Annotated in this window: 10 protein-coding genes; 1 reads left to right on the forward strand and 9 read right to left on the reverse strand. The window is 68.4% G+C overall.

The features are described from left to right. Window positions 1-297: 297 nt before the first annotated feature. The 7 genes from VJ655_RS12325 to VJ655_RS12350 all read right to left on the reverse strand — a co-directional run bounded on the left by VJ655_RS12325 (window position 298) and on the right by VJ655_RS12350 (window position 12867). Window positions 298-3120, reverse strand: coding sequence for a [protein-PII] uridylyltransferase (locus VJ655_RS12325; RefSeq protein WP_324111455.1), 2823 nt, complete (start codon window positions 3118-3120; stop codon window positions 298-300). 81 nt (window positions 3121-3201) lie between these two features. Continuing rightward, the gene (gene mutS / locus VJ655_RS12330; RefSeq protein ID WP_324111456.1) at window positions 3202-5919 is read right to left on the reverse strand and encodes a DNA mismatch repair protein MutS; all 2718 of its coding nucleotides are present in this window, start codon (window positions 5917-5919) and stop codon (window positions 3202-3204) included. 234 nt (window positions 5920-6153) lie between these two features. After that, window positions 6154-6279 carry a DUF559 domain-containing protein gene (locus VJ655_RS12335; RefSeq protein ID WP_324111467.1) on the reverse strand — a complete coding sequence of 42 codons (126 nt, stop codon included), beginning with the start codon at window positions 6277-6279 and terminating at the stop codon, window positions 6154-6156. Continuing rightward, window positions 6227-6490: a DUF559 domain-containing protein gene (locus VJ655_RS21110; RefSeq protein ID WP_414646976.1), complete on the reverse strand. Its 264-nt coding sequence runs from the start codon at window positions 6488-6490 to the stop codon at window positions 6227-6229. The genes VJ655_RS12335 and VJ655_RS21110 overlap by 53 nt, the downstream gene beginning before the upstream one ends. Window positions 6491-6648: 158 nt before the next feature. Next, complete coding sequence (gene dnaJ / locus VJ655_RS12340; RefSeq protein ID WP_324111457.1) at window positions 6649-7803, reverse strand: molecular chaperone DnaJ; 1155 nt, start codon at window positions 7801-7803, stop codon at window positions 6649-6651. A gap of 162 nt (window positions 7804-7965) precedes the next feature. Continuing rightward, window positions 7966-9870 (reverse strand): molecular chaperone DnaK, encoded by a 1905-nt coding sequence (gene dnaK, locus VJ655_RS12345; RefSeq protein WP_324111458.1) that lies wholly within the window; start codon window positions 9868-9870, stop codon window positions 7966-7968. Window positions 9871-10203: 333 nt separating this feature from the next. Then, entirely contained in the window at window positions 10204-12867 is a 2664-nt protein-coding gene (locus VJ655_RS12350; protein ID WP_324111460.1) for a M1 family metallopeptidase, read from the reverse strand. 93 nt (window positions 12868-12960) lie between these two features. Here VJ655_RS12350 and VJ655_RS12355 point away from each other — a divergent pair, with 93 nt between their 5' ends. Next, a complete protein-coding gene (locus VJ655_RS12355; protein ID WP_324111462.1) occupies window positions 12961-13572 on the forward strand; it encodes an alpha-ketoglutarate-dependent dioxygenase AlkB in 612 nt (203 codons plus the stop codon). Window positions 13573-13606: 34 nt separating this feature from the next. Here VJ655_RS12355 and VJ655_RS12360 read toward each other — a convergent pair whose 3' ends face one another. Both VJ655_RS12360 and dnaA read right to left on the reverse strand, forming a co-directional pair. Then, window positions 13607-14020, reverse strand: coding sequence for a hypothetical protein (locus VJ655_RS12360; RefSeq protein ID WP_324111464.1), 414 nt, complete (start codon window positions 14018-14020; stop codon window positions 13607-13609). Between the two features lie 239 nt (window positions 14021-14259). Next, window positions 14260-15735 (reverse strand): chromosomal replication initiator protein DnaA, encoded by a 1476-nt coding sequence (dnaA, locus tag VJ655_RS12365; protein ID WP_324111465.1) that lies wholly within the window; start codon window positions 15733-15735, stop codon window positions 14260-14262. Window positions 15736-15789: the final 54 nt, after the last annotated feature.

Here is a 15789-nt window from a genome sequence, read left to right on the forward strand (position 1 = left end):
ACGCGGCGGCGAAATAGGGCCATTCAAACATTGAGAGCGTGGCAGGCGCAGAACCCGCTCATACCTTCGACTGTCGCGCTAGAGCCGATCGACATTCAAAGCGTCGAACATTCTTGCCTTCCTGGGCCTTGTGCCCAGGACCCATCGTTCCGCGACTGCTGTGTTTGACCAGCGCCCTGGGCCGCTCAGCCTCGCCCCACTTCAAAATGCCAACCATGCCGTCAGCATGGGTCCTGGGCACAAGGCCCAGGAAGGCGAGTTATTGACTTCAGGCGCCGCTTTGAATGTTGATCCGCCCTACCGCGCCACGCTGGCTCGCGCCCGGGGCAGGCCTGAGCGGGCCGCCGGGGCCGTGGCCTCGTTCTGCTCCAGCGCCGCCAGCAGGTCCGCCTTGAGCGCATTGACCTTGCGGGTCTCGGTGATCTTCTCGCCCTGGGCCGTCTGGACATAGAAGGCGTCGACGGCACGTTCGCCATAGCCGTCGATATGGGCCGACTGGATCGACAGGCCGCTGTCGGCGAGCGTCTTGGCCAGGGCGTGCAGCAGGCCCGGACGGTCGCGGCCCGAGGCCTCGACCACCGTGGCGTCGTTGGAGGCGTCGTTGTCGACCACCACCGTCGGGGCGATCGAGAAGGCGGCGGCGCGCGATTGCTCCGAACCCCGGCGCGGCTCCATGGCCAGGGTCTCGCCCTTGCCGGCCGCCTCCAGGGCGTCGGCCAGGCGGCGCAGGGCGCGAGGGTTCTCACAGCCCAGCGGCGCGCCGGTCACGTCCTGCACATAGAACACGTCCAGCGCCTGGCCCTGGCGCGAGGTGAAGACCCGCGCCCCGACGACATTGCCGCCCAGGGACGAGATGGTCAGGGCGAGATCGGCGAAAAGACCGCGACGGTCCTTGGCCGCGACCACGATCTCGGCCGCGTTCTGGCCAGGACGCACCCGGCCCTCGGCCGCGGCGCCGCCCTGGGCCGCCGCCCGGCGCGCCAGGGCGGCGTGCTCGAACAGGTCCTCTTGGCTGAAGGCGCTGAAATAGGCGTTTTCCATCGCCGTCGCCCAGCCCATGGCGGCTGGGTCGGTCTCCAGCAGGGCCGCCCGGGCGGCCTCGGCGGCGGCCTCGTGGTGGCGTTGGACATTGGCGGCCGCGTCGCTGCCGCGTCCGCCCCGGAACACCGCCTCGGTGGCGTTGTAGAGCTCGCGCAGCAACTGGCCCTTCCAGCCGTTCCAGACGCCCGGACCCACCGCCCGGATATCCGCCACGGTGATGACCAGCAGCAGGCGCAGGCGCTCCGGATTTTCGACGATGCGCGCGAAGGCCGCGACGGTCCCGGGGTCGGAGACGTCGCGCTTCTGGGCGAAGTCGCTCATGACCAGGTGGTTCTCGACCAGCCAGGCGACCAGCTCGACCTTGACCCGCTCCAGGCCCAGGCGCTCGCAGGCGCTGCGAGCCGAGCGTGCTCCGGCCTTCTCCTGACCCCCGACCCCGCCCTTGCCGGTGTCGTGCAGCAGCATGGCCAGGAACAGGGCCTCGCGGTCCTCGATCAACGGCATGATCGAGACGGCCAGGGGGTGGTCCTCGACCAGCCGGCCGGCCGCCATGTCGCCGATCACGCCCACGGCCCGCAAGGTGTGCTCGTCCACCGTGTAGGAGTGGTACATGTTGAACTGCATCTGGGCCACGACCCGGCCGAACTCCGGGATGAAGCGGCCCAGCACCCCGGCGTCGTTCATCAGGGTCAGGGTGCGGTAGCTGCGCTTGCCCCGCGCCAGGAGGTCCAGGAAAGCCCGGCACGCGTCGGGGTCGCGGCGCACCTTCGAGGTGATCAGCGCCAGGCTGCGGGTCACCGCCGTGAAGGCGTCGGGGTGCAGGTCGAGGTCGCGCTCGTCGGCGATCTTGAACAGGCGGATCAGGTTGACCGGATCGGCCTCGAAGATCTCCGGACCTTCGATGTTCAGGCGGCCGTTGTCCTCGAAGAAGCCCTTGACCTCCAGCGCCTTGCGCTTGGGCCGCGCGCCGGGAAGGAAGCGCGAGATGCCCTTGGGCTCGTTCTTGAAATGCTCGGCTTCCAGCTTGGCCGAGAAGGCGCGGGTCAGGGCCCCGACCTCCTTGGCGATCAGGAAGTAGCGGCGCATGAACCGCTCGACCGCCGGCGCGTCGCCCCGGTCGCCATAGCCCATGCGGCGGGCGATCTCGGGCTGCAGGTCGAAGGTCAGGCGTTCTTCCGGCCGGCCCGTCGTGAAGTGCAGATGGGCCCGCACCGCGTGCAGGAAGTCGAAGGCGCGGATGAAGGCCTTGGTCTCGCGGCTGGAGAACACCTCCATCTTGAAGACGTCCTCGGGCCGGTCGACGGGATGCAGGTACTCGGCGATCCACATCAGGGTGTGCAGGTCGCGCAGCCCCCCCTTCCCCTCCTTGACGTTGGGCTCGACCATGTAGCGGCTGGTCCCGGCCCGGGCCTGTCGGTCGTCGCGCTCCTTCAGCTTGGCGGCGACGAACTGGGCGCCGGTGCCCTTCATCACCTCGTCGCGGAAGCGGCGCTTGAGATCCTCGGCCAGGCGCTCGTCGCCGGTCAGGCGGCGGGCCTCCAGGATCGAGGTGCGGATCGTGTAGTCCTCGCGCGACAGGCGCACGCACTCCTCGATCGTGCGCGAGGCGTGGCCGACCTTGAAGCCCAGGTCCCAGAGCGCGTAGAGCATGAACTCGATCACGCTCTCGGCGTGCGGCGTCTGCTTGTAGGGGCGCAGGAACAAGAGATCGATGTCGCTGAACGGCGCCAGCGTCCCCCGGCCATAGCCGCCGACCGCCATCAGGCACAGGCGCTCGCCCTCGGTCGGGTTGCGGGCCCGGAACACGTGGACCGTCGTGAAATCGTAGAGGGCGGTGATCACCTCGTCGGTGACGCCGCTGATCAGGCGGGCGGTCTCGACGCCGCTGGCCCCGTTCTCCAGCCGCTCCTTGGCGATCATCCGGCCGCGAAACAGCGCCTGTTTGAGAATCTCGATGGCCCGCGAGCGCTGCTCGGCCTCGTTGCCGATGGAATCGAGCGCGGCCGCCGACAGTCGGGCGCGAAGCGCGTGCCCGTCGACGACATGTTCCAGGCGGGTAGGGCGAAGGCGACGGGGCATGATGACTTATATGGTTACCAGAGGCGTGACAGCCAAAAGTGGAAGCCGGCCTTGGCGACCGTCACGCCGCCACTAAAGACCCTAGGTCTTGAGCAGACCCTTAAGACGATAGAGCGCCTCCAAGGCCTCGCGCGGGCTCATGCCGTCAACGTCGAGATCCTCCAGCGTGGTCTCGACCGCGCTGGGCGCCGCTTTGGCGGGCGCCCCAAGGGACGCTTGGGCCACGGCGGCCTGGCTGACGGCGAACAGCGGAAGATCGTCCAGCTTGGCCGGCGACTGGTCCTTGCTTTCCAGCCGGTCCAGCACCTCGCGGGCACGGACCACGACCGGCGTCGGCACGCCGGCCAGCTTGGCCACCTGCACGCCGTAGGAGCGGTCGGCGGGGCCCGGCGCGGCCTCGTGCAGGAAAACAAGATCGCCGTTCCACTCCTTGGCCCGCAGGCTGAGGTTGGAGACGTGCGCCATCCGCTCCTCCAGGGTCGCCAGCTCGTGATAGTGCGTGGCGAACAGGGCGCGGCTCTTGTTGGTGTCGTGCAGGGCCTCGGCGCAAGCCCAGGCGATGGCCAGACCGTCATAGGTGGCCGTGCCCCGGCCGATCTCGTCGAGGATCACCAGGCTGCGCGGACCGGCCTGGGTCAGGATGGCGGCGGTCTCGACCATCTCCATCATGAAGGTCGAGCGGCCCCGGGCCAGGTCGTCGCCGGCCCCGACGCGGCTGAACAGCCGGTCGACCACGCCCAGCCGGAAGCTGGCGGCCGGCACGTAGCAGCCCGACTGCGCCAGGATGGCCAGCAGGGCGTTCTGGCGCAGGAAGGTCGACTTACCGGCCATGTTCGGGCCGGTGACGATCGACAGCCGCGGCCCACCCTCGCCCGAGGCGTCCAGGCAGCAGTCGTTGGGGGTGTAGGGATCGCCGGCTTTCTTGACGGCCGCCTCCACCACCGGGTGGCGGGCGCCCTTGGCGTCGAAGGCGTAGGAGCGATCGACGATCGGCCGCACGGCGCCGGCGTCCTCGGCCCATTCGGCCAAGGCGGAAGCGACGTCCAGGCGGGCCAGGGCCTCGGCGGCGATCTGGATGGCGTCGGCCAGGCCCCTGGCCTGTTCACGCCAGTCCTCGAAGGCGGCGACCTCCATGGCCAGGGCCCGTTCGGCGGCCTGAGCGATGCGAGCGTCGAGGTCGGCCAGCTCCACCGTCGTGAAGCGAACCTGGTTGGCCAGGGTCTGGCGGTGGATGAAGACAGCGTTCAGCGGCGGCTGGAACAGCGGGTCGGCCTTGCCGGCCGTGGCCTCGACGAAATAGCCCAGGACGCCGTTGTGGCGGATCTTCAGCGGCACGCCGCTTTCGGCCATCAGCTGGGCTTCCAGGGCGATGATGACCTTGCGGCTATCGTCGCGCAGCGAGCGGGCCTGGTCCAGTTCGGGCCGCACCCCGGCGGCGACGAAGCCGCCGTCGCGGGCCAGCGCCGGCAGATCGGGGCCGAGGCCCTGTTCCAGGGTGTTCAGGAATTGCGAGAGGCCCTCGTGAAGCGACGGGGTCAGGGCCTTGAAGGCGTGTTCAAGCTCGAACGGCGGCGGCGACAGCGGGTCGGGCGAGCCGCCCGCCATGCCCGCGAGGCGCTCGCCGCACTTGAGGGTGTCGCGGATGCAGCCGAGATCGCGGGGACCGCCCCGGCCGAGCGCCAGGCGGGACAGGGCCCGGGCCATGTCGCCGGCGCCCTTGAGCACCTCGCGCAGGCGCTGGCGCAGTTGGCGGTGCTCGACGAACCACTCCACCGCGTCCAGGCGCTGGTCGATGGCCGCGACGTCCAGCAGCGGCCGGGCCAGGCGCGAGGCCAGCATCCGCGCCCCTCCCGCCGTCACGGTGCGGTCGATACAGGCGAGCAGCGAGCCGTTGCGGTCGCCGGTCTGGGTGCGGTCGATCTCCAGGCTGCCGCGGGTGGCCGGATCGATGGCCATGACGTCGGCGTCGGCGGCTCGCCGGGGGGCGCGAAGCGCCGGCAGCTTGCCGGCCTGGGTCATCTCCAGGTGGGCGGCGATCAGGCCCAGCGCCCCGATCTCGGCTGGCGTGAGCCCGCCGAAGCCGTCCAGGGTGTCGACGCCGTAGAGGCGCTTGACGCGTTGCTCCGAGGCCTGCGGCTCCGACAGCGCCGAGGGCATCGGCTGCACCAGGCCGCCGCAGATCTTCAGGGTCTGAGAGAGGCTGTCGTCGGACAGCAGGCGGTCGGCGACCAGGGTCTCGGACGGGGCCAGGGCCGCCAGGATCGGGGCGACGGCCTCCTTGGCCAGGGCGAAGACCTCGACCTCGCCGGTCGACAGCTCCACCGACGCCACCGCCGCCTGACCCGCGCGCAGGGCGACGGCGGCCAGACGGTTGGCGCCCCGGGCGTCCAGCAAGCCGTCCTCGGTCAGGGTGCCCGGCGTCACCACCCGCACGATGTCGCGGCGGACCACCGACTTGGAGCCGCGCTTCTTGGCCTCGGCCGGGTCTTCCATCTGCTCGCAGACGGCGACCTTGAAGCCCATTCGGATCAGCTTGGAGAGGTAGGCCTCGGCCGCGTGCTGCGGCACGCCCGCCATCGGGATCGGCTGGCCGTTGTGCGTGCCCCGGAACGTCTGGCTGATCCCCAGGGCCGCGGCGGCCTTGTAGGCGTCGTCGAAGAACAACTCGTAGAAGTCGCCCATGCGAAAGAAGATCAGCGCATCGGGCTGGCGCGCCTTCATCTCGAAGAACTGCTGCATCACCGGCGTCGCGCCGGTGGGGTCGAGCGTGGCGGCTGGAGGCGTCGTGCGGGCGTTCATCGCCCCGGAAACTATAGAGCGTCGCGGGTCGCGTTAAGGGGCGGGAAAGAGGTTATCCACATGGGGAGAGCAAATGCATTTTTTGCACAATGCTCTCCTTGGGTGCTGAGTGCGTAAGTGGAACTTACTAGCTCCCGCAGTTGTCAAGGAATCCATGACAACTGGCCGAGCGTGGAAACCCTCTCTCATGGAGAGAGGGAGGGGCCCGCCGCGCAGCGGTGGGAGGGTGAGAGGTTACACCCTCGGCGAACGAAGCGCCGCGAGAAGCTCGTCCGTCACGCCGCCAGGATCGTTCAGCGCCTGCTCGTTACGGAATCTCAGAACGACGTACCCGAACAGTTCCAGCGTCTGGGTCGGCAGGCGTCATAGTCCTCACGGTCCTCGTGGGGGGGCGCCGTCCAGCTCCACAATAAGCTTCGCGGCCTCGCAGACGAAGTCCGCGTAGTAGCGATTTGATCGGGTGTTGCCGCAGAAACCGGAAGCGGCTGAGCCGTCGATTGCGGACGAGATTCCACAGCGTCTTCTCGGCCAGGGTCTGGTCTCGACGAAGACGGCGGGCGATGGCGTCTATGACCTGAGCACGGACTCAACCGCCGCAATCGCTCAACGGAATGAATTAAGATTTTCCGGTGAGGGTGAAACCTCTCACCCTCCCACCGCCTTTGGCGGCGGGCCCCTCCCTCTCTCTATGAGAGAGGGATTCTCGCGCTGACTGTTTTAGCCAGCGCCCTAGCTCCCCGTGACCTCTTCCCAGAATCTCTTGGCCTTGCCGACGAAGTTGGCCGACTTGGGGTTCTGCTTTTCGCCGCAAAGGCCGGCCAGTTCGCGCATCAGTTCCTTCTGGCGCGCCGAGAGGTGGGTCGGGGTTTCGACGAACAGTTCGACCACCAGGTCGCCGCGCTGGCGGCTGCGCAGGGACGGCATGCCCTTGCCCTTGAGGCGGACGGTCTTGCCGGTCTGGGCGCCCTCGGGAACCGTGACCTTGATCTTGCACTCGCCGTCGCAATTGTCGCCGCCGAGCAGGCAGGGCGCGTCGATGTCGCCGCCGAGGGCCGCGGTGGTCATCGGCACCGGCACGGTGCACAGCAGATCCAGGCCATCGCGCTCGAACAGCTCGTGCGGGCTCACCGACAGGAAGATGTAGAGGTCGCCGCGCGGGCCGCCGCGCGCGCCCGCGTCGCCCTCGCCCGCCAGGCGGATCCGGGCGCCGTCGTCGACGCCGGCCGGGATGCGCACCGACAGCACGCGCTCGCGGCGCACCTGGCCGTGGCCATTGCAATTCGTGCAGGGATCGAGAACCAGACGGCCCGAGCCGCCGCAGCGCGGGCAGCCGCGCTCGACCGCGAAGAAGCCCTGCGTCGCCCGCACCCTGCCCGCGCCGCCGCAGGTGCCGCAGACGGTGGGATTGGTGCCGGGCTTGGCGCCCGAGCCCTCGCAGACCTCGCAGGTCATGGCGGCGGGCACGGTGATCTCGACCTCGGCGCCGGCATAGGCCTGCTCCAGGGAGATCTCCAGGTCGTAGCGCAGGTCCTGGCCGCGCTGAGGGCCGTTCGACTGGCGGCGGCCGCCGCCGAACATCTCGCCGAAGACGTCCCCGAACACGTCGTTGAAGATGTCGCTGGCGTCGAAGCCCTGCTGGCCGCCGAAGCCGCCGGCGCCGCCGCCGTTGACGCCCGCGTGGCCAAAGCGGTCATAGGCCGCGCGCTTCTGGGGGTCCGACAGGACCGAATAGGCTTCGTTGATTTCCTTGAACCGCCCGGCCGCGTTCTCGCAGCCGCCGTTGCGGTCGGGGTGGTGTTCCATCGCCAGTTTGCGGAACGCGGACTTCAGACCAGCCTCGTCGATGGTCCGGGTCACGCCGAGAATTTCGTAATAGTCGCGCATCGTCAGCGTCTGGCGCCCAAAAGGCCCACGAAAGTGGCGTTGATACAGGGAGAGGTGGGATAGCCCGGGGGCCGGCGCAAGGCGCTCGGAAAGCCCGAGACAGAAGGTCGCGGCCGCGGAACAGACTTTCGCAGACTATTCCGCGGCGCGCGCATGGCTGGCTTAAGCCGCCGGCTTGTCGTTGCCGTCGACTTCCTCGAACTCGGCGTCGACGACGCCATCGTCCGCGGCCTGGGCGCCGTCAGCGCCTTCGCCCGAGCCCTGCTGGGCCTGGTACATGGCTTCGCCCAGCTTCATCGAGGCCTGGATCAGGGCCTGGGTCTTGGCCTGGATGGCCTCGACGTCCTCGCCTTCCAGGACCGACTTCAGGTCGGCGACGCCAGTCTCGATCGCGGTCTTCTCGGCCGCGCCGACCTTGTCGCCGTGCTCGGCCAGGGCCTTCTCGGTCGAGTGCAGGATCGCCTCGCCCTGGTTCTTGGCCTCGACCAGCTGCTTCTTCTTCTCGTCCGCGGCCTTGTTGGCCTCGGCTTCCTTGACCATGCGCTCGATGTCGCTGTCCGAGAGACCGCCATTGGCCTGGATGCGGATCGAGTGCTCCTTGTTGGTCGCCTTGTCCTTGGCGTGGACCTGGACGATGCCGTTGGCGTCGATGTCGAAGGTGACCTCGATCTGCGGCACGCCGCGCGGCGCCGGCGGGATGCCGACCAGGTCGAACTGGCCAAGGATCTTGTTGTCGACGGCCATCGGGCGTTCGCCCTGGAACACGCGGATCGTCACGGCCGACTGGTTGTCGTCAGCGGTCGAGAAGGTCTGCGAGCGCTTGGTCGGGATCGTGGTGTTGCGTTCGATCAGCGGGGTGAACACACCGCCCAAGGTCTCGATGCCCAGGGTCAGCGGGGTCACGTCCAGCAGCAGCACGTCCTTGACGTCGCCTTGCAGCACGCCGGCCTGCACGGCCGCGCCCAGCGCCACGACTTCGTCGGGGTTCACGCCCTTATGCGGCTCGCGGCCGAAGAAGTCCTGCACCGCCTGCTGGACCTTGGGCATGCGGCTCATGCCGCCGACCAGGATCACTTCGTCGATGTCGCTCTTCTTCAGGCCGGCGTCCTTCAGGGCCTGTTCGCACGGACCGATGGTGCGGGCGATCAGGTCGTCGACCAGGGCTTCCAGCTTGGCGCGCGACAGCTTGATGTTCAGGTGCAGCGGGCCCGACGCGTTCATGCTGATGAACGGCAGGTTCACTTCGTACTGGGCCGTCGAGGACAGTTCCTTCTTGGCCTTTTCGGCCTCTTCACGCAGGCGCTGCAGAGCCAGCTTGTCCTTGCGCAGGTCGACGCCCTGCTCCTTCTTGAACTCGTCGGCCAGGTAGTCGACGATCCGCAGGTCGAAGTCCTCGCCGCCCAGGAAGGTGTCGCCGTTGGTCGACTTCACCTCGAAGACGCCGTCGCCGATTTCCAGGATCGAGACGTCGAAGGTGCCGCCGCCCAGGTCGTAGACGGCGATCTTCTTGCCGTCGTTCTTGTCCAGACCATAGGCCAGGGCCGCCGCGGTCGGCTCGTTGATGATGCGCAGGACTTCCAGGCCGGCGATCTTGCCGGCGTCCTTGGTGGCCTGACGCTGAGCGTCGTTGAAATAGGCCGGAACCGTGATGACCGCCTTGGTCACCGGCTCGCCGAGGTGGGCCTCGGCGGCTTCCTTCATCTTCTGCAGGATGAAGGCCGAGACTTCCTGCGGGCTGTAGTCCTTGCCGTGCGCCTTGACCCAGGCGTCGCCGGTCGGGCCCTTGACGATCTCGTAGGGCACCATGCCCTTGTCTTTTTCGACCACCGGGTCGCTGGCGGTGCGGCCAATCAGGCGCTTGATCGCGAACAGCGTGTTGGTCGGATTGGTGACGGCCTGGCGCTTGGCGGGCTGGCCGATCAGGCGCTCGCCGTCCTCGAGGAAGGCGACGACCGACGGGGTGGTGCGAGCGCCCTCGGCGTTCTCGATCACCTTCGGGTTCTTGCCGTCCATGATGGCGACGCACGAGTTCGTGGTGCCAAGGTCGATACCGATAATCTTGCTCATCTTCGTACCTGTCGCTCCTTTAGGCGGACGGCGGTGACAAGGGCCTTCTCAGAAGCGCCCCGGTTTTTCTCGCTCCGTCCCCGTGGTTCGCACTCTCTCGGGTTTACGTTCCACATCCTGCCCGGCCGACGAAAATCGAACGGGCAAAATGCGTTGTGCGAAGTTGACGAGGCCGTCAACCCCGCATTCGAAGGCGGATATGGGGGATGGGCGGCGGGGCGCAAGCCCATAACCCCATGCGGCGAGGGGGAATCTGGCTTCCGGACAAGGAAAAAAGGCCGCACCCCGGGGGTGCGGCCATAAGGACACTAATATTTATAATAGCTTGGAGCTCTAGCCGGCCTTGGCGACCCAGGCCGTGATGGCCGGCAGGCGCTGCTCACGGATCTTGGCCCGGTTCAGCACGGCGGCCGCGGCCTTGTCGGCCTCCTTGCGCGATCCTTCGGCCAGGTTGGCGGCGGCGAAGGCCTTGATCTTTTCCGCCGTCGCCGGATTGGACGATCCGGCCCCCAGGCCCGGGATGAAGCGGGTGCGCGAGCTGGAGTCGACCTTTTCGTTGACCTTGTCCTTGTTGGCCACGGCCCAGTCGAAGGTCATGTCCGGATGATTGCCCGCCACGCGCGAGATCATGGTGCTGGACAGGGTCTCGCCCGGCTCCGGCGTCAGGGCCAGCTCGAGAGCCTTCCTGGCCAGCGCCTCGTCCTCGGCCGCGGCCAACAGCGAATAGAGCTGGGCGCGGACCAGCGGCGTCTTCTCGGCCAGGGCCTGGGCGTGAATGGCGTCCCAGGTCGCCTGGTCGGCGTGCTTGGCCACGACGCCCAGGATGGTCTTGCGCAGCGGTCCGGGCACGGCGGTCGGGTCGGTCTTGTCGGCGTTGAACCGGCGCGTGGCCTCGGCCACCACCTCGGCGTCGCCCAGCCCGCCCAGCGTTCCGATCACGTCGGCGCGCAGGATGGCCACATTGTCCGCCTCGCCGGCTTTGGCGGTCCAGCCGACCTTGGCCAGCAGGGGACGCAGCTGGGCGATAGCCAGCTTGCGGAACGCCGCGCGCTCGGCGGGCATGCCCTCGTAATAGCCGTCGATGGCCGAGAAGACGCCCGCCACCTTCGACAGCACCTGCGGATCGGCGTCGGTGGGCGTAGCCTTGGCCAGGTCGAGGAAGTCGGTGGCGGGCTGGTAGCCGGCCAGGCCCATCGACCAAGCGTCGCTCATCACGCCCAGCTGGTCGATGGCCGGCAGCTTGGCGAAGCTGCGGGCGACGCCCGCGAACCGCTCGGGACCGTACTGGACCCGGAAATAGCCGCTCTGGCCGGCGTTGACGACGACGGGGCCGCAGCCGTCGACCGTGACCTGGCCCTTGCCGCCGGTCACCAGGGTCTTGGCCTCGCCGCCGCCGCCCTTCTCGTCTCCCAGGGCCTTGACCGTCACCGGAGTGCGCCAGATCAGCGGCTTCTTGCCCGGCATGTCCTTGCTGAACTCGCCCTGGGTCAGGGTCAGGGTGGTCTTGCCGGCCGTGCAGGTCGCGGCGTCGACCGTGATCAGCGGCACGCCCGGCTGCAGGGTGAAGTCGTGGGCGATCGCGGTGATCGGCTTCTTGGCCGAGGCCTCGACGGCTTGCCACAGGTCGTCGCTGACCGTGTTGCCGTGCGCGTGCTTCTTCATGTAGGCGCGCACGCCGTCGCGCCAGGCGTCATGGCCCACATAGCTTTCCAACATGCGGATCACGGCCTCGCCCTTCTGGTAGGTGATGCCGTCGAAGGCCTGGCTGGCCTGCTCGACGGTCTCCACGTGCTGCACCACCGGGTGGGTGGTCGACAGCGCGTCCAGGTTCATGGCGTATTCCCGGCCGCCCACGGCGCTCAGCGCCGCGTTCCATTCGGGGTGGAAGTGCTCGGTCGCCCGGCCCTCCATCCACGAGGCGAAGCCTTCGTTCAGCCACAGGTCGTCCCACCAAGCCATGGTGACCAGGTCGCCGAACCACTGGTGGGCCATCTCGTGGGCCACGGTGGTGAAGACGTTCTGCTTGTCGGTCTCGGTCGAGATCTTCGGGTCCAGCAGCAGGGCGTACTCGAAGTAGAAGATCGCCCCCCAGTTCTCCATGGCGCTGAAGAACTGGCTGCGGCCAGGGGCGGCGATGTTGTCCAGCACCGGCAGCGGATAGGGCGTGCCGAAATAGTCGTTGTACCAGGGCAGGATGTCGGCGGCCGACTTCAGGGCGAAGGCGGCCTTCTCGGTGTCGCCTTTCTTGGTGACCACGCCGACGTCGGCGCCAGCCGACTTGACCGAGGCGCGGTCGAACTCGCCCAGGCCGAAGAACAGCAGATAGGTCGACATCTTCGGCGAGGTCGCGAACTTCACGACCGTCTTGCCGTTCCCCAGGTCCTTGGACGAGGCGACCGGCATGTTGCCGAGCGCCATCTGGCCGGTCGGGATCGTCGCCTCGACGCTGTAGGTGGCCTTGTAGAAGGGCTCGTCCCACGAGGGGATGAAGCGGCGGGCGTCGGAGTTCTCGAACTGGGTGTAGATCGCCCGCTTCTTGCCGGCCTCGGTCTCGTAGTCGAGGGCGAACAGGCCGGCGGCCTGGGTGTAGATCTTGCCGGCGTAGTCGATCGACAGGACGTACTTGCCCTTGGCCAGGGGCTTGTCGAACGTGAAGCTGGCGGTCTGGGCCTCGTCGTCGACCTTGACCTTGGCCTTGCCCAGGCCAGCGATCTCGGCCTTGGAGAAGGTCAGGTCGGCCGCCTGCAGCGTCACGGTGGCGGTGGGCTCGACCACCTCGATGGCGATCTTCACCTGAGCCGTGAAGGTCATCTTGTCGGCGTCGGGCGTGAACGCCAGATCATAGTGCGAGGGCCGGACGTTGCGCGGCAGCTGGCTGGTGACCGTGGCGAAGGTGGCGCCCTTCGAGCCGGTGGTCGCGGCCGGAACGGCGGCGGAGACGCCGCCGGCGGCGAGAAGGATCACGGCCACGGCCGCGGAGGACATAAGACGACGCATGTTGGCTTCCAGATTGGAAAATTCATCCGGCCCCCTCAGCCGGCGGCGCAAACCAACACCTTCCCACCTCCAGCGGCGTGTTAATTATCGGTAATGTTACAGCCCCTCAGCGTCCTTCCCGGCTTCGACCTCTGGCCCAGCCTTCTGGACCCCACGGCCCAGGCGGATCTGGTCGCCGCGGTCATGGCCGCGGCCGACCTCGCGCCCTTCGCCCACTACGGCACGGCCTATGGCAAGGCGATGAGCGTGGCCATGACGGCGTTCGGCCCGCTGGGCTGGACCAGCGACCCGGCGGGCTATCGCTACGCCGAACGCCATCCGGGTACGGGCGCGGCCTGGCCGGCCATGCCCCAGGCCCTGCTGGACCTGTGGGCCAGGCTCGGCGACGCCGATACGCCGCCGGACTCCTGCCTGATCAACCTCTATCGCGGCGAGGCGCGCATGGGCCTGCACCAGGATCGCGACGAGGCCGATCCGGCCTTTCCGGTCCTGTCGATCTCGCTGGGCGATACGGCGGTGTTCCGGATCGGCGGAACCGGCCGCAAGGACCCGACGCGGAGCCTGAAGCTGAGCTCGGGCGACGTCTGCCGGCTCTCGGGACCCGCGCGCCTGGCGTTCCATGGCGTCGACCGGATCCTGCCGGGCTCGTCCAGCCTGGTCCCCGGCGGCGGTCGGATCAATCTGACCCTACGGAGGGCGCGTTAGACGCGATCCGCGCCGGGGCGGCGGCCTTCGGTCCCTACTCGTCTTTGACGTAGGGAATAAACTCCCCGAGCCTGACGCCGCCGTTGTAGCCCGGCCCCGCGCCACGCCCGCCATTGTCGCCGGTGAGCAGGTTATTGCCTTCGCACAGGGTCGCGGCCTGATTGAGCGTGAGCGAGTTGTTCGAATTGAGATCGTCCAGACCCGCCGTCGGCCTGTTCACATACAGCGTGGGGCTGCCGCGCAGCCGGTAGACGATGGCCGTGCCGGTGATGATGTCGGTGGTGATGATCTTGCGCACCTCGATGCATGGGAGTCCGGCGCGAGCCGAGCGGCCCTCCAGCATCTTGGCGAGCGTTGCTTCACCCTTGGCGTTTTCGGCCTGGGCGCCGGACGCCATCACAAGTCCAAAACCGACCACCACCGCCAGTACCTTAGTCCCCTTGGCCACCCTTCGACTCCCGTGCGTATTTCAACCTGAGAACGCAAGCTCAACCATAAAGGGTCTTGCGTCAATCGCGGCCCGCCGCCCCATTGCATTCCCGCCAATGCTGACCCGCCCAGGTCGGATAAGGGCGGCGCCGTCGAGCGCGGGCCGTCATGGCGCCAAAGACAAAGGGGCCGCTCCTTTCGGAGCGACCCCTGTCATTTCGGCCTTTCGCGGAAACCGGTGTCCCGGCGCCGCCCAGCCTAGCCGCGCAGCTTGCGCGTGATGGTTTCCAGGTCCTGGCTCAGGACGTTGTCCTCGGCGCGCAGGGCCTCGATGCGACGCACGGCGTGCAGCACCGTGGTGTGGTCGCGACCGCCGAAGCGACGGCCGATGTCCGGCAGCGAACGCGTGGTCAGCTGCTTGGCCAGCCACATGGCCGCCTGGCGCGGACGGGCGACGGCGCGGTTGCGGCGCTCGCTGAGCAGGTCGGCCTGCTTCATGCCGTAATGGTCGGCGGTGGCCTTCTGAATGTCGTCGATGGTGATGCGCTTTTCGCCCGACCGCAGGTGCGGGCGCAGGATCGCCTGGACCTCGTCCAGGGTCATGCGCGACAGGCCTTCGCCGGCGCGGGCCGACAGGGTGTTCAGCGCGCCTTCCAGCTCGCGGACGCTGTCGGTGAAGCGGTCGGCCAGGAACTGCAGGACATCGGGGCGCATGGTCGGCTCGAAGCCGTGGGCGGCCGACAGGGTGTGGATCTTGCGCTCCAGGATGCCCAGGCGCAGCGAGCGGTCGGCCGGCTCCAGGCCGCAGACCAGACCCGCCGACAGGTGCGAGCGCAGATGGGCGTCCATCTCGGTCATGGCCGACGGCGGACGGTCGGCCGAGAACACGACGCGACGGCCTTCCTCGACCAGGGCGGTCAGGGTGTGGAACAGCTCTTCCTGGGTCGACTGCTTGCCGGCGATGAAATGCACGTCGTCGATGATCAAGAGGTCGGCCGCGCGCAGCTCTTCCTTGAAGGCCGCCGTCTGGCGATCCATCACGGCGCGCACGAAGGTCGACAGGAAGCGCTCGGCGGTCAAATAGACCACACGCTTTTCCGGCGCGTTGCGCATGGCTTCCCAGGCCAGGGCGTTCAGCAGGTGCGTCTTGCCGAAGCCGTAGGGGCCGTGGAACAGCACGGGGTTGAAGTGGCCGTCGGCCCAGTTGGCGATCCGGCGCGCCACGGCGTGGGCGAACTCGTTGGCCGGGCCCGGCACGAAGGTGTCGAAGGTGAAGCGCTCCTGCAGACCCTGGGTGCGCGGAGACTTGGCGCTGGTGGGCGCCACGCCCGGCGCGTCGGTCGACACCGGCAGGACGATCTCGATCGGCTCGGCGGCCACGGCGGCCTTGGGCGCGGCCTCGACATAGGCGCCCGCCAGGGCCTCGAACTCCAGGCGCGACTTGAGGTCGATGCGACGCGCGGTCGCGTCGTTCGCGGCCCACAGCTCGCCGATCCGGCGCCAGGCGCTGCGACGGATCCAATCGCGGGCGATGCCCGTTGACGTGACCAGCACGATGTCCCCCGTGGTGGTCTCGCGCAGCATGGCGGGCGCGATCCATGACCCGAAGGCCGCATCGCCCAGCTCGCGTTTCAACGCCACGCACACCTTCGACCATACGGCCGTCGCCGGCTCGCAAGCCGCCGCGATCGCCGCCGAGAAGTCCTGGCTGGCCACCCCGCCCTTCATCGTCATTCGTCCACCGCCTCGCACAAAAACAACCGCCGCTGATCAGCCGCCGCCCCCCAT

The sequence above is a fragment of the Caulobacter sp. genome (genome assembly GCF_035254145.1).
GTDB lineage: Bacteria > Pseudomonadota > Alphaproteobacteria > Caulobacterales > Caulobacteraceae > Caulobacter.

Excerpts from the sequence above, each read along its gene's own strand:
- dnaK (WP_324111458.1), bottom strand. The coding sequence starts at position 9,870 with ATGAGCAAGATTATCGGTATCGACCTTGGCACCACGAACTCGTGCGTC.
- mutS (WP_324111456.1), bottom strand. The coding sequence starts at position 5,919 with ATGAACGCCCGCACGACGCCTCCAGCCGCCACGCTCGACCCCACCGGC.
- dnaA (WP_324111465.1), bottom strand. The coding sequence starts at position 15,735 with ATGACGATGAAGGGCGGGGTGGCCAGCCAGGACTTCTCGGCGGCGATC.
- dnaJ (WP_324111457.1), bottom strand. The coding sequence starts at position 7,803 with ATGCGCGACTATTACGAAATTCTCGGCGTGACCCGGACCATCGACGAG.
- VJ655_RS12325 (WP_324111455.1), bottom strand. The coding sequence starts at position 3,120 with ATGCCCCGTCGCCTTCGCCCTACCCGCCTGGAACATGTCGTCGACGGG.
- VJ655_RS12350 (WP_324111460.1), bottom strand. The coding sequence starts at position 12,867 with ATGCGTCGTCTTATGTCCTCCGCGGCCGTGGCCGTGATCCTTCTCGCC.
- VJ655_RS12355 (WP_324111462.1), top strand. The coding sequence starts at position 12,961 with ATGTTACAGCCCCTCAGCGTCCTTCCCGGCTTCGACCTCTGGCCCAGC.